The organism is Helicobacter sp. TUL (assembly GCF_002287135.1).
Classification (GTDB): Bacteria; Campylobacterota; Campylobacteria; order Campylobacterales; family Helicobacteraceae; genus Helicobacter_F.
Map to the genome: position 1 here is coordinate 67133 of NZ_NESU01000006.1, position 14830 is coordinate 81962.

A 14830-nucleotide genomic window follows, 5' to 3' on the forward strand; every position below is an offset into this window, starting at 1 on the left:
TGTAACCTATTGAAAAAAATAATAAAACCATTCACCACCAAAGCCATAATTATATAAAGACCATTCTTTTTCAGGATAGTCTCTGATAACTTGGAGATACAATACATATATTTTAGATACAAATGCAATCACGCAACCCAGAGTTAGTAAATACTTGTCATTGCGTAAAACTAAAAACAAAAAATATCCAAGTGGAATATAGAGGTAAATGGAGCTAAAGCGATGCAATAAGTGCACCAAAGATATTTGTGTACTTAGCAAAAATATTGCATAGCCTATGATAATCCATCTCCATTGTGGATCAATGTTGTGGCGATAAAAAAATCCTAGTAATATAATCCCAAGAAGTATAAATGTTTTGATATTATAAGGACTAAATTTTTCTACATAACCTACATAAAATGGAAGTTTATTAGTCAAGATATCGGGCAGAAATGAGACATAAGAGAAAATTAAAGAAAAAAAAGAGCTTGTAAGCAAGAGCATACTTCCTATACCAATAATATATAATCCAAATTTATGGTGGTATCGCAAGAGATATAATATTATAAAAAAAATTGGTGCTGTGACATGACAACAAAATGCAATAGCTAAAAATAGTAGCATTTTTGGTTTAGTGGTTTGACTAAAGGCAAAAAGTATAAAGATTGTAGAATAAAGTTGGCGTAACAGATGAGTGGACATATAATAATAAAACATCAAAAGTGCTAAGAACACACATAATGCAGCTTCCTTTTTGTCGAATTTCTTGATTTCATAGATTTCTAACCATAGATAAAAAAGCAATGCAATACTTGCAGCATTAAGAAACATAAATGTTAAAGGTTGCATATCGCCAAAAATGAGGGTCCATATTGCCCAATAAAGAGGAACAATAAATTCAAAACCCTTGTTAAAAGCAAAAATACCATCAATAATATCATAATACATAAGGTATTGGTAAACTCTGTAATAGTTCACAACATCAGACATAAATGGGACATCACCAAAGCTTAGCACACCACTAAAAATTATGCAAACTGCTAAAAGCACACGCGTAATACTACTAGGATAAAAAAATGCTATGCCAAAGAGTATTATAGCACTAAGAAAAAATGCTATAGGTGCGCTAAACATTAGCACAGCATATGAAATACAAACCATGAGCATTTCAATAAGGATACGTATAGATGAAGAATTCAGAGAATTTGATGTATATTGTAATTGTGTATTCATTTATTTGACCCCTACATATAGTGTGGCTACATTGGCGCTATAGCCCTTAAGGAGGAGCGTGCGTATGCCTCGCTCTTGCATAAGTGCTTCTAGTTCATTTGCGCTTACAAAATTTTGCATAGATTGTGGCAGATATTGGTATGCTTTGAGATTTGATGAAATGATCCCACCTATAAATGGAAGGATTTTGGTTGTGTAAAAACTCATACATTTTTGGAGCAGGGTTGTGTTTTGTGGTTTGAAAAATTCTAAAATCACCACTATACCATTTGGCTTTAGCACACGCACAAACTCATCAAGTGCTTGTTTGTATTCCAAAACATTGCGCAGTCCAAAGGATATAGAGAGAATATCAATGCTTTGATCTGCAAATGGGAGTTTTTTTGCTTCGCCCTTGAGTAATTCTATGTTTGTGTCAAGATTATGCAGTTTTTCTTGTGCGACTTTTAGCATTTCCTCGGAAGGATCATATCCATAAATTTGCTCTATGTGTGTATCTTTTGGGGCATTATGAATCCAAGAAGTAATCATATCACCACTTCCACAAGCTATATCAGCTATGACGATGTTATGTCGTGTTTTTAGCTCCAAAAATGCGAGACGACACGCCTCCTTGCGCCATGCCCTATCAATCCCCAAACTCATAGCGCGATTTGCTAAGTCATATTTTGGTGCGATCGCATTAAACATATCAATGATTTGTGTTTGCTTATCTTGCATAGTTACTCCATAGCGCTTTTTGCTTGTGTGATAAAGGCTTCTAAACTTGCAATTTGTGCAAGTGTTTGCGCGCTTGCTGTGCCGCCTAAAGAATTGCGCGCCTCCATGCTAGATTCTATGTCAAGCACCGCACTTGCGCCATCTTTGATCCGAGAATCTATACTTTGGAGCTCTTGTTGTGTGAGTGTGCTTATATCCACGCCCTTTTTTTCTGCATATGCCACGACTTTGCCTGTGATATGGTGAGAATCTCTAAATGGTATCCCACATTCGCGCACCAAAAAATCCGCCAAATCTGTAGCGCTTAAATGCCCTTTGGTAGCCATTTTCCGCATATTTTGTGTATGAAAGGTTGTTGTAGCTAGACATTCTTTGAGGATTTGGAGTGAAATTTTGGCAGTATGCACACTATCAAAAACATTTTCTTTGTCTTCTTGCGTGTCTTTATTATAGGCAAGAGGGAGAGATTTCATCACACTTAAAAGCGCCATAAGATTCCCAAAGCTTCTCCCGCTTTTTCCACGCAAAAGCTCTGGGACATCGGGATTTTTCTTTTGTGGCATAATCGAACTACCTGTGCTATAGGCATCACTTAGTGTGATAAAGCCAAATTCTACGCTGCTCCAAAGCACAAGTTCCTCACTTATGCGTGAGATGTGCATCATCAGCATAGCAATATCATAGAGTAAATCAAGCGCAAAGTCCCTATCGCTTACAGAATCCATAGCATTAAGTGTGGGCGCGCTAAATCCTAATTCCTTGGCGACAAATTCCCTATCATTGCCATAAGGTGTGCCTGCGAGCGCACCAGATCCTAGAGAGGAGAAATTGTTGCGTATAAAGCTATCTTGAAATCTCTGCACATCGCGTTGTAGTGAGCAGCACCACGCTACAATATGAAATGCAAGGCTGACAGGTTGGGCGTGTTGGAGATGTGTCATACCGGGCATAATAGTGTGCGTATGGTCTTTGGCAATAGTAAGGAGGGTTTGCATGAGTGCCAATATAGAATCTCTAAGAGATTTGTTAGCCCTAAGACTAAAGAGACGAAAATCAAGTGCTACTTGATCATTTCTGCTGCGTGCAGTATGGAGTTTTTTGCCACTTTCACCGATGAGTTGTGTGAGTTTGGATTCTATTGCCATATGGATATCTTCATCGCTGTTGCTAAAGACAAATTCTCCAGATTCAATCATAGTAGCGATTGTATCTAAGCCACCCATAATTGAATCTAATTCATCTTGCGTTAAAATCCCTATGTTTTTTAGCATTTTGGCATGTGCTCTTGATCCTTCTATATCTTCACGCCACATTTGCCAATCAAATCCAATAGAGGCATTGAAGTCTTCAAGCAGTTTGCTAGATTCACTCTCAAAACGCCCACCCCATAGTTTTGCCATACGCACTCCTAAAATGGTTTGATGACTACAAAAATCACGATTGCTATAAGACAGAGTGTGGGAAATTCATTAAAGATTCTAAAAAATTTGCCACTTTTTTGACAGCTGCCATTGCCTAGTGTTTTGATGAAATATCCACATAAAAAGTGATATATCACAAGAAACACTACAAATAAAAGCTTGGCATGAAACCACCCACCATTGGTAAAAATACTCGTATTTGCAAGTATGAGTGCCATACCGCTAAAGATTGTTACTACAAATGCAGGCATACCTATATAAGCATAAAGGCGTTGTTCTTGTAATTTTACAATTGCAATAAAATCTTTGTTGTCTCGATGTTGGGCGTGATATACAAATAACCTAGGGAGATAAAATAACATCGCCATCCAAGAAATAAGTGCAAGAAGATGCAAGACTTTGAATTCCAAATAATATGTGCTAAAAAACTCCATAAATAAACTCCTTAACAAAGATATGATTATAGCGTATTTTTTAATGTATCTAGTGCTTTTTGTGTCCCAGAGCACAAAATTTCTATGCTAGATTCTCTAAAATTTTGTTTTGAGAGTGTGATATCAAGATTTTTGGCAAGATATTGTAATTTGGAAAACTGCGTGTAAGGAATGCAAAGAGCAAGAGTGTGTTTTTGGATAAAAGGAATGAGAGTGTGCGCGGCTTTGGCGTTATGGAGTGCTGCATGTGTCGCAGCAGTGTAGGCTCTTACCAATCCTCCTACCCCAAGCAATGTGCCACCAAAATATCGCACAACTACACAGCCTACATTCACAAGGCATTCACCCCTTAGGACATTGAGACAAGGCACACCTGAGCTACCTTTTGGCTCTCCATCATCACTAGAAGATTCTATGATACTAGCTTCTGTATTGTCATTTTGTGCATACGCAAAAGCCCGCATAGCACTTACAAAATGCACAGCCTTAGTATGCTTGGGTTTGAGTGTTTGTATATAATGTTGCAAGATAAGCTTTGGCGTGGGCGCGTGTATATCGCATTCTATAGGAAAGATAAAGGCTAAAAATTTTGATCCCTTAGATTCAAACATACCCTCTGTATCTTGTGTGAGAGTAAAGCATTGTTTGGTAGAGGGGTTTTGCATGTGTTTAGGGTATGAGAAAATAGGCTTTGAATCTATTGGCGAGAATAAGCATATTTTGGGACGCCTTGCTATCGTATAAATCTGGATTTGTGATTTGTCCATAGGTGCTTAGGCGATCTTTGTATTCTTGTAGCGTGATGATGTCGTATTCCCCTTCAAGACTACGCAAAAACTCAAATTCATAATCCATAACTTCTTGAGATTCACAAAGTTTGCGCGTAAAGGTGCGCTTGGTGATAATAAGCTTATTTTGCTCAATTTGTATGTTAGCTGTGTAGTTATTACACCCCGTATTGCCATAGATTCTATTTTGTTGCGTGTCAAAAATCATAGTAGCATCTTGTGGTGCAAAAAGCACTTTGGTATCGATACTTAGTCGATAAGCTTTCCATTCTTTATCCGAGAGGGTTTTTGGTTTGATATTTGTAGAGCACGCCCAAAACAAACATACATATATTATCGCACAAACACAGGCACTAAGATATTTCATTTATACACTCTTAGGGCATATAAAGGTTACCAAGCCACGCTTTTGCGGTGTGTTTTAGTGCATTGACATCATCACTTGCAAAAAATTCTAAAGAATGCAATGGGCGTTGTGTAGGTAAATGATAGGTGCTTTGAATATATTCTACAATCGCTTCACCACTATGAATAAGGATTGTATCTTTACCAAAATATGCGCTAAGAGCGTGAGCAATGAGCGGAAAATGCGTGCAACCTAAAATAAGTGCATCAGGGGGATTGTATCCACTAAAGTAATATTCTAGCAATGCTTGCATAGGTTTGCCATCATAGATTCCCTCTTCGACAAATGGCACAAAAAGCCCCGTTGCTAGACTTTTTACATTACAAAAACCTTTTTCTTGGAGTTTGGTAGCATAAAGATTTGAAGCAATTGTAGCTTTTGTGGCAATTACAAGGATAGAAGAATCCTTAGAAGAGAGTTTGTTTTGTGTAGCAAGCACACCGGGCGTGATAACTCCTATAACTGGGAATGGAGCATTTTGACTAAGTGAATCTAGCGCGTATGCACTTGCAGTATTACAAGCTACAACAAGCATATCGATATGTTGAGAGACAAAAAAATCAAGTGCTTGGAGAGAAAATCGGATAATGGTTTGCTTGTCTTTGGTTCCATATGGGACACGAGCGGTATCGCCATAATATACGATAGATTCAAAAAGTTTGGCTTCCAAAAGACTTTTTAAAACGCTAAGTCCTCCAACACCACTATCAAACACGCCGACTTTCATAGCTTTACTTATTCTTGGGGATTCATAGCATTTAAAAATTCTTCATTATCTTGAGTTTGTTTCATTTTACTATAGATGAAACTTAGTGCTTCCACATCATCCATTGTATGCATTACATTACGCAACATCCATACTTTTGTGAGCTTATCTTTGCCAAGTAGCAACTCATCTTTGCGTGTGCCGGATTTGAGAATATCAAGTGCTGGATAGATTCGGCGATCCGCAACACTACGCGCAAGGACAATTTCGCTATTTCCTGTGCCTTTAAATTCCTCAAAAATCACCTCGTCCATGCGCGATCCTGTATCAATAAGTGCAGTAGCGATAATAGTGAGACTACCGCCTTGCTCGATATTGCGAGCCGCACCAAAAAATCGCTTTGGTTTATGCAAGGCATTTGCATCAACCCCACCGCTTAGCACTTTGCCACTAGAGGGCGTGGCGGCGTTATATGCGCGTGCTAATCGTGTGATAGAATCTAATAAAATCACGACATCTTTGCCCATTTCTACCTTGCGTTTAGCGCTTTCTATGACAAGTTCAGCGACACGAATATGATTTGTTGCAGGGAGATCAAATGTTGAGCTAAATACTTGTCCTTTGACGCTACGCTCCATATCGGTTACTTCCTCTGGGCGTTCATCTACCAAAAGCACCATGAGTTCAACTTCTGGGTGATTTTTGGCTATACCATGCGCGAGTTCTTTCATAAGTTCAGTTTTTCCTGTGCGTGGTGGAGCAACAATAAGTGCGCGTTGCCCCTTGCCTATAGGCGTGAAGAGATCAAGCATTCTACCTGTTACCATATCGGATTGATATTCAAGTTTAAGTTGCTCTATAGGGAAAAGTGGTGTGAGATTATCAAAAAGTGGGCGATTTTTGATTTCATCAAGTGAGATAAAATTGACCGCTTCGATTTTTAAAAGCGCATAGTAGCGTTCTTGATCTTTTGGTGGGCGCACCTGTCCCATTACTATATCACCATTTCTTAGTGCAAAACGGCGAATCTGGCTCTGTGAGACATAGGTATCGTTTTGGCTATTACTAAAGCTTTTATCAGATGCACGCAAAAATCCGTGTCCATCAGGCATAATTTCTAAGATTCCTGTAAGAAGAATGTAGCCACCTTGCGTAACTTGGGTTTTTAGAATCTCAAAGATGAGATCTTGTCGGAGATATTCTTGTGGATTTTCAATACCGAGTTTTTTAGCAATTTCAATTAGTTTAGCAACAGAGCTTGATTTAAGATCTTCTATTTTATAACCTTCTACTGGTGTATGCGTTCGTGTTTTTTCATTAGCCATTTAAGTCCTTAGTGAAGTAAGTTGAAGTTTTAGAGCAGTAAAATTAGCCATTGTAGCGATTTTTTGCTTAATTCTGCGTAAAGATCGCTATTTGCTTCATTTTATAATTGCATATTTTCAAGTAAAAAATCTTGATGAAAACGATACATTTTGTTGCGGACCTTGATAAGAATTCCTGCGTCCATAAGTTGCTTAAAGGTTTTGACAATCGTTGGTTTGCTGACATTAAGATGTAGCAAAATATCTTCATACGATCCGTGAAAAATCTTATCTTCATCGCAATGTTCGATGAGGAATTTAACAATTTCTATTTTTTTGCCACCAACAAAGGTAGAAATAGCCTTAATAAGGAGACTTTGTGCTTCTATTTCTTTGGCTTGGACAAAAGGTAAAATCGCCTTTTGCAAGACTTTTAGTAGCGAATCTATTTCGATAGGCTTTAGAATATAGTTATCTACTCTAAGATTAATAGCTTCCAAAAGATATTTAACTTCAGTGTGTGCGGAAGTAATGACAATAGGGACATTTGGTTGGGTAGAATGGCGGATAAGCCCCACAAGATCTAGTCCACTAAGTTTTGGCATTAAAATATCAGTAAGCACTACATCAATTTTGTGCTGATTAAATAAATGCCACGCTTCTTGTCCATTTTTTGCCAAAATAAGTCGTCCAACATAATCTTCTAGCACCATTGCAGTGAGTTTTAGCGTATCTTGATCATCTTCTGCATAGAGGATCGTCAAATCTTTTAAGCTACGCTTAGGGTGATTCATACTTTATCTCCTTGTGTGGTTTAGCTTTATGGTGCTGTGGTAGCGGTTTGTAAAATACACGCACTATAAGGAATAATGATACTAAAAGCACTTCCTTTAGATTCCTTATGAGCAATATCGGAATCTTCTTGAAGCTTAAAAGTGATATTTTGCACCGCGATACTGCCAAAAAATTGTTTTTCAATAATTTGTTTTGCCATATAAAGCCCTATTCCTGTTCCTGCCGATTTGTGCTTGGTTGTAAAATAAGGCTCAAATATTTTTTGTATGTCATCAAGCTTGATACCTCCTGCATTGTCCTTGACATTGATAGCTAGATTTGTATCACAAGGCGTAATGCTAATCTCTACAAAACGCTCATCATTAGGAATCTTAGATTCTTTAAACGCATCTATGGCGTTATTAAGCAAAACAAATACCACTTGCGTAAAAGCATTTTCGTAGCCTAAAATTGTAAAATCCTCTTGCACATTGGTGCTTACTTGGATATTTTCATCATACAGCACCCCAGAAAGAAGCTCAAGAGAATCTAAAAGTGCTTTTTTGATACTAAAGCATGTTTTTTCTTTGTCGGGGCGGAAAAATGTGCTAAAACTCTCGATAGTTTCGGACATATTTTTCGCGATTTTGAGACCATATTGGGTTTGTGCATATAGAAATTCTTTATCAAACTTGCCTTGATCGTATTTGGTTTTAAAACTCTGTATAAGAAGTGTGAGAGAATTGAGTGGTTGTCGCCATTGATGAGCGATATTATGAATCATCTCTCCCATAGAGGCTAATCGCGCTTGTTGATACAAAAATAAGTCTTTTTGCTGATTTTGTTTCACTTCATATTCTATGGACTTTTGGAGATTATTATTGAGTGTTTGAAGCTCGATAGTTTTTTGTGCCACAAGGTTTTCTAGTGAATTATAGGCATTATTAATAGAATCTGTAATGGCTTTAGAGAGTATGAGAAACATACAGGCTAAGACAAGCAAGAAAAATCCCAGAATCTTAAGGCTAAAGTCATAGAGCGAATCGCTCACTTCTTTGTTGATTGTTGCGAGTTCTATATTGCATCGCACAAGTTTAGTAAAAAGATCGTAGCGAGATATATTGTGTTCTTGCAATGCCTCATCAATTTGCGCGATTATTTCTCGCTGCATATTAGAAAGCCTTATAATCTCTTCTTTTTGTTCTCTTAAAAAACTAGCTTGATACCAATGGCGGATTTTATTAAGGAATTTGTAGCGGTTTTCTTTTTCTTGTAAATCGTGTTTATAGGTCTGCCAAAGTATTTGGACATTATCATTATTGGTGCGTGAATCTAAAAAGGAGTTTTGCATCTCTTGTGCATAGAGCATACTCATTTTTTGTGTGGGATAGTTGCTATCATAATCTGCCTTTAGTCCCATAAGTGCCAAAAGTCCCATAACCCAGCAAAGCACAAAAATAACAGCGATGAGATATAGTAAGATATGTGTTTTGCCTTGAATGGTGATTTTTTGGAGTTTATTTTGGATTGATTGTAGCACATTGTGTCCTTTGTTTATAGTTCTTTTTTAGTGGGCTTTGTTTGTCGTTGGCGTAATGCTTGAGTAATTTCTGTTGGCGTGAGATCGCGTATATGCGCAAAATCACCATAGATTCTAAGAAGTTTTTGTATTTGAGCAACACTAAGATTTTTTTCTATACCCAAAGCTTGGGCTTGTGTAAGGTTTTTTAGCTTTTTACTCCTGTGGAAAGTGATTGCATAGCGATGTGCTTCATCGCGCAATTTTTGCAAAAATTGCAATCGTTTATCGCTTGGTAGCAATCGCATTTCTGTTGTTTGTGTATGTTCTTGTGTCGTGTGTTTAGAATCTAGCATATACACACAATCACTAGCACTTCCTTTCGCCCGATGTGCGCGTCCATTGAGTTTGTGCTTGGCAATTCCTAAGATATCTATTTGCACTCCTGCGCTTTCTAAAATCTCTTTTGCTATAGCAATCTGTGCCGCACCGCCATCAAGTAACCAAAGATTTGGTGGGGGATTAGATTCAAAATCTAGGGCTCTGCGCGTGAGCATTTCTCGCATTTGCGCGTATTCATCAGTGCCCTGCAAATGATAATGTCTATAGGCATGTTTTAAAAATCCATCATTTTCATACACGACCATTCCTCCCACACAGGCGCTTCCACTATGGTGTGAGGTATCAAAAATTTCTATGCGATAGGGGAGATTTGAGAGCGCAAAAAGTTCGCGCAAGGCTTGTAGTTCTTGCGTGTAGTGTTGTTTTTGTTGCTCTTGTAAGCGCATAAGTTCTTTGGCATTTGTGCGTGCAATATTGATAAGTTCGTGCTTTTTACCTCTTTGGGGTTGAAGTATGGTAATTTTTTTGCCTGTGCGTTCTTGCAAGATTTTTTCTAAACGCATTTTTTCTTCAAAGATACCAATGTCATAGGGCAATAAAATAGAATCCGGCAGCAATGGCGCAGGGGCTTTATAATGGTTGAGTAGGGCTTGGGTGTATAGAGAGTGCAAGACTTGAGATTGATCTAATTGGGGAGATTCTGTAGTAAGAGATTGCAAGGATTCATCATGGATAGATAAAAAATCACTCGAGCTTATGCATCCATTGCGGATAAAAAGCTTCATCATTATGCCATAATGATTACTCTCCGCACAAAACACAAAGACATCAAGATTACTATAATCTAGCAAATCGATATGAGAAAATGCCTGCATTTGAGTGATTTTAGCGATACTATCGCGTATTTTTGCGGCTTCTTCAAATGCACAATGTTGTGCGAGCGTTTGCATTTTGGATTCTAAGATAGTAATGAGCTTTTTTTTGTGCTGTAGTAAATCAATGGCTTGCTCAAGGAGTTGGGCATATTGTTCTTTGTTGATCTTGCCCTCACACGGAGCTAGACAACGCTTAATCTGATAAAACAAACATGCTTTTTTGCCTCGAAGACAAGACTTTTTTTGCACCAAAGGTAAGGATTGCAAGATACTTTCTAGCAAATCACGAGCCCCAGTGCTAAATGGTCCAAAATAGGTGATATTGCGTTTTTTAAGTAGTGTGCGTGTGATCTCTAGTGTGGGAAAATCCTCATTATAATCAATGTAGATATATGGGTATGTTTTATCATCGCGCAATAAAATATTATATTTTGGTTTGAGGCTTTTGATAAGAGAGTTTTCCAAAATGAGCGCATCTTGTTCGCTTGGAGTGATAAAGGTTTTTATTTCAGATACTTGCGATACCATAGAAGCTATGCGTGGGCTTAGTTTTGCGCTTGGTGTGAAATAACTCTTGATACGCTTTTTAAGGTTTTTTGCTTTGCCTACATACAAGAGATGTCCGTTTTTATCAAAGTATTGATACACGCCAGAATTTTGTGGGAGATGAGCGAGTGTGGGCGATGCATTATTGGTAGTGAGATGTAGCATTGTCACCTTTACTTTAAGCACAAATGAAATATAATGCGAATTTTAGCCTGTAGATTCTATAAGCCAACTTAAGGAATGTAATGAAAGTTTGTATCGTAGAAGATGACATAAATTATCGCAAATCGCTAGAAATCGCCTTTAACGACTATCCAGACTATGATATAAAGAGCTTTAAAAACGCCAAAGAAGCGCTAAAGGCAATTTCTACACTTCAGCACACGCCACAAGATTTTGATGTGATTATTACCGACATTAATATGCCCCAAATGGACGGACTACAATTTTTGCAAGAATTAGAGGGTAAATATATAAGCATTGTTGTTACAGGTAATGCGTCTGTGCAAAATGCGATAAAAGCTATCCGTTTAGGTGTTAAGGATTTTTTGGTAAAGGGCTTTAGTTTTGAGGAATTAATCCAAACCCTAGAGAATCTCAAAAAAGAGCAAGAAATCTTAGGTGAATATAACCAAGAAGATTCTATAAACAAAAAAACAAGTAAGCTAAAGGTACAACCCACACAACCTACGCAAGATATACACAAAAAATTTTTCATTGCCTCTTCTCCAGCTCTTGAAAATGCCAAAAACATCGCCCTAAAAGTCGCCCCAACTGACGCAAATGTATTTTTGATGGGGCAAAGTGGTGTAGGCAAAGATGTGTTTGCAAACTTTATCCATACACATTCTAAGCGTGCTAATGCCCCATTTATCGCTATTAATATGGCGGCAATCCCTGAACATTTGCTAGAATCTGAACTTTTTGGGTATGAAAAAGGTGCATTCACAGATGCGACAAACCCAAAACCTGGAATCTTAGAGGACGCTAATGGCGGAAGTGTGTTTTTAGATGAGATAGGCGAAATGCCTATTGCCTTGCAAGCCAAGTTGTTGCGAGTATTACAAGAAAAAACACTCACGCGTTTAGGAAGCTCCAAAAAAATTCCTATCGATGTGCGGTTTATTTCTGCGACAAATGCTAATATCATGCAAAAAATCACGCAAGGTCATTTTCGCGAGGATTTGTTTTTTCGTTTGCAGACAATCCCTATTTTTGTCCCACCGCTTAAAGAACGCAAAGAAGAGATTTTAGACATTGCACGATATAAACTTCAAGAAACGATACAAAAATATGGATTTGCTCCAAAAGTCTTGCACAAAGATAGTGAAAAGGCATTGCTTGAGTATCCTTGGTATGGGAATGTGCGTGAGCTTCTCTCGGTGATAGAGCGTGCAGTGATTTTAAGTGATGGTGAGCAAATCACACCAAAAGATTTGTTTTTAGAATCTAGGCAAAGGGTTTTTGGCAGTGCAGGGGAGATAGGAGGGTTTGAGGAGATAGAGCGCGAATTTTTAGCACAAGCACTTAAGCATAATGATAATGATTTAGAGAAGGTAAGTGCTTTGCTGGGTATGGAGCTTAGTGTGTTGCGACACAAAAAAGCACATTATGGACTTTAGGTTTAGGAATCTAAAGAGGCTTTTTTAAAGTTAGTTAATGTAAAATAAGATATTTGTCAAGTTTTTGGAGTGTGGCGGTGCTAAAGAAAATACAAAATTTTAATGAACTTGTGATGTTTGAGCACACAATTTTTTCTGCGTCCTTTATCCTCATATCTATGGTTGTTTCAAGCTTGCAAGCTGATGGAAGCGTTTGGATGGGGTGGTCTACATTTTTTTTGTGTGTCGTGGCACTTGTGAGTGCGCGAAACTTTGCAATGGGTTTTAATCGACTTTTAGATAGAGATATAGATGCGCTTAATCCACGCACCACAAATCGTCCTAGTGTTGATGGTAGGGTAGGGTTTGTGGCTTTAAGTGTGTTTTGTGGTGTCAATGCCATTATTTTTGTGCTTGTGTCTTATTATATCAATACCCTTGCTTTTATGTTGTCCTTACCTTTTTTGGTGATTTTGGGAGGATATTCGGTGATGAAGCGCATTTCTTCACTCGCGCACCTTGTGCTTGGTATCTCACTAGGTCTTGCACCTATTGCTGGATGTATCGCAGTGTTAGGAAGCCTAGAGTGGTGGTGTGTGGCTTTGAGTGTGGCAGTGATGTTTTGGGTGGCTGGATTTGATTTGTTGTATTCCTTGCAAGATAGGGAATTTGATATAAAGCATAATCTTTATTCAATTCCTTCGCGATTTGGGGTGCAAAATACCCTATATCTTTCAAGGCTATTTCATTTGTGCGCGGTGATTTTTTGGGGAATCTTTATATATCAGACACAGATTCTAGGGGTTATTTCATATGTAGGCTTAGTAGTTTGTGCAATAATGCTTATATATGAACAATACCTCGTGCATAAGGATTTTGTGAATATCCCTAAGGCATTTTTTGCGACCAATGGATATTTAGGGTTTGTGTTTTTTGCATTTGTAGCTTTTGATGGAGTGTGGCATTATGGACTATAAGGCATTATTAGAATCTCTGGGGATTTCAACGCGTTTAGGGAGATGTCATCTGCACCTAGCCTATGAATACATACAAGCTCAAACAATGCCTTTGTATGAGGAGGAGTTTTCTACTCTTGCGACTTTTAGCCAAGCACCTATATTGAAATGGATAAAAACTATGCATTCTAAGAGTGCTTTGGGTGAAGAAAATGTCGTGATTATTGAGATTTTAACCGAAATGTATAAAAAGCTTGAGAGATTAGAGCAGATTCTTACGCATAAAGAACAAGAGCTTTTGCCTCTTGCGCACAAAGCCAAACTTAAATTTGTCGGACATGATGCGTTGTGTCTTGATGAAGATCAAAGTTTTGGGGATTGTGAGGGAGAGAATGCGATTTATGTGCGTATGTTTGTGCCATTTTTTCCTGAACGCACACTTGGAATCTTTGCAAGAGTTTTGCACCCACAAGTTGCCAAAATCGAACATATTCATATCAAAAACCGCACATATTTTGATACGTTTGTAGCAGAGTGTGAGCGTGGTATGATTTTGGATACAAAAAGCCTCCAACAAAAGACAGAATAAAGGATAGCGTAGTGTTTGAATTGTCATTTCAAAATCTTAGTATGATTTGCAGCATTGCTTGTTTGCTTGTTGTCATCGTGCTTGTTGTAGCAAATTATTTTCGCAGTATGGATACATACAAGCGTCTTAGGCGTTTTGAGCGTGGGATTGAGGATTTAAACAAGGAAATGTATAAAATTAAAAAATGGATAAAAGACAACGAACTTGAAAACCAATACACCAACACTGCGCTTGGGAGCAAGATAAAAGCCGAAGTGCGAGACGCACTAAGTAATGGGCTTATCAAGGTGCAACGACAGATAGAAATCTTAGAATCTGATATTCATAAACAAAATGATTATATGGAAGAAAAAACCCTTATGCTTGAGGAAAAACTGCGCGAGTTAAATTATATGCCCTCAAATGGAAATACTATCGATGAAAAACGCATTAGCGCACTTTTTAGAGATGGCTGGAGCATAGATTCTATTGCCAAAGAAATGCGTCTTGGTAAGGGAGAAGTGGAGTTTATCCTCAAGCTTGCTAATATCCGCTAAAACTTTTTGCAATGCGTGCAAGTCAAAACCTTGTCTCTTAAGGAATTTTTTTTGCTTATTGCTTTAAAATTTAAGAAAAGTCCTAGATTCTATGCACT

15 protein-coding genes are annotated in these 14830 nt (G+C 37.9%); 4 read left to right on the forward strand and 11 right to left on the reverse strand.

Going from position 1 to position 14830, the window contains the following annotated elements; genetic code table 11:
- Positions 1-6: 6 nt before the first annotated feature.
- From B9T66_RS04270 to uvrC, 11 genes are all read right to left on the reverse strand, one after another.
- Positions 7-1215 carry an EpsG family protein gene (locus tag B9T66_RS04270; protein ID WP_095627750.1) on the reverse strand — a complete coding sequence of 403 codons (1209 nt, stop codon included), beginning with the start codon at positions 1213-1215 and terminating at the stop codon, positions 7-9.
- Positions 1216-1935, reverse strand: coding sequence for a bifunctional demethylmenaquinone methyltransferase/2-methoxy-6-polyprenyl-1,4-benzoquinol methylase UbiE (gene ubiE, locus B9T66_RS04275; protein ID WP_095627751.1), 720 nt, complete (start codon positions 1933-1935; stop codon positions 1216-1218).
- 2 nt (positions 1936-1937) lie between these two features.
- Positions 1938-3335, reverse strand: coding sequence for an argininosuccinate lyase (gene argH / locus B9T66_RS04280; RefSeq protein WP_095627752.1), 1398 nt, complete (start codon positions 3333-3335; stop codon positions 1938-1940).
- An 8-nt stretch (positions 3336-3343) separates the two neighbouring features.
- Positions 3344-3790 carry a protoporphyrinogen oxidase HemJ gene (gene hemJ, locus B9T66_RS04285; RefSeq protein ID WP_095627753.1) on the reverse strand — a complete coding sequence of 149 codons (447 nt, stop codon included), beginning with the start codon at positions 3788-3790 and terminating at the stop codon, positions 3344-3346.
- A gap of 26 nt (positions 3791-3816) precedes the next feature.
- On the reverse strand, positions 3817-4455 hold the full coding sequence (locus tag B9T66_RS04290; RefSeq protein ID WP_095627754.1) for a YigZ family protein: 639 nt from the start codon (positions 4453-4455) through the stop codon (positions 3817-3819).
- 4 nt (positions 4456-4459) lie between these two features.
- Complete coding sequence (locus B9T66_RS04295) at positions 4460-4945, reverse strand: META domain-containing protein (protein ID WP_095627755.1); 486 nt, start codon at positions 4943-4945, stop codon at positions 4460-4462.
- 10 nt (positions 4946-4955) lie between these two features.
- Positions 4956-5711, reverse strand: a complete 756-nt coding sequence (gene murI / locus B9T66_RS04300; RefSeq protein ID WP_095627756.1) for a glutamate racemase — start codon at positions 5709-5711, stop codon at positions 4956-4958.
- An 8-nt stretch (positions 5712-5719) separates the two neighbouring features.
- Positions 5720-7015, reverse strand: coding sequence for a transcription termination factor Rho (gene rho / locus B9T66_RS04305; protein WP_095627757.1), 1296 nt, complete (start codon positions 7013-7015; stop codon positions 5720-5722).
- Positions 7016-7116: 101 nt separating this feature from the next.
- The gene (locus B9T66_RS04310; RefSeq protein ID WP_095627758.1) at positions 7117-7788 is read right to left on the reverse strand and encodes a response regulator; all 672 of its coding nucleotides are present in this window, start codon (positions 7786-7788) and stop codon (positions 7117-7119) included.
- Positions 7789-7814: 26 nt separating this feature from the next.
- Positions 7815-9308: a sensor histidine kinase gene (locus B9T66_RS04315; protein ID WP_095627759.1), complete on the reverse strand. Its 1494-nt coding sequence runs from the start codon at positions 9306-9308 to the stop codon at positions 7815-7817.
- A gap of 14 nt (positions 9309-9322) precedes the next feature.
- Positions 9323-11215: an excinuclease ABC subunit UvrC gene (gene uvrC, locus B9T66_RS04320; protein WP_095627760.1), complete on the reverse strand. Its 1893-nt coding sequence runs from the start codon at positions 11213-11215 to the stop codon at positions 9323-9325.
- 80 nt (positions 11216-11295) lie between these two features.
- Between uvrC and B9T66_RS04325 the strand changes: the two genes are divergently transcribed.
- The 4 genes from B9T66_RS04325 to B9T66_RS04340 all read left to right on the forward strand — a co-directional run bounded on the left by B9T66_RS04325 (position 11296) and on the right by B9T66_RS04340 (position 14732).
- Positions 11296-12672 (forward strand): sigma-54-dependent transcriptional regulator, encoded by a 1377-nt coding sequence (locus B9T66_RS04325; RefSeq protein WP_095627761.1) that lies wholly within the window; start codon positions 11296-11298, stop codon positions 12670-12672.
- A gap of 77 nt (positions 12673-12749) precedes the next feature.
- Positions 12750-13628, forward strand: coding sequence for a menaquinone biosynthesis prenyltransferase MqnP (mqnP, locus tag B9T66_RS04330; protein ID WP_095627762.1), 879 nt, complete (start codon positions 12750-12752; stop codon positions 13626-13628).
- Positions 13618-14196 carry a hypothetical protein gene (locus B9T66_RS04335; protein WP_095627763.1) on the forward strand — a complete coding sequence of 193 codons (579 nt, stop codon included), beginning with the start codon at positions 13618-13620 and terminating at the stop codon, positions 14194-14196. Before mqnP ends, B9T66_RS04335 begins: the two co-directional genes overlap by 11 nt.
- An 11-nt stretch (positions 14197-14207) precedes the next feature.
- Positions 14208-14732 (forward strand): DUF6115 domain-containing protein, encoded by a 525-nt coding sequence (locus B9T66_RS04340; RefSeq protein ID WP_095627764.1) that lies wholly within the window; start codon positions 14208-14210, stop codon positions 14730-14732.
- The last annotated feature ends 98 nt before the right edge of the window (positions 14733-14830 follow it).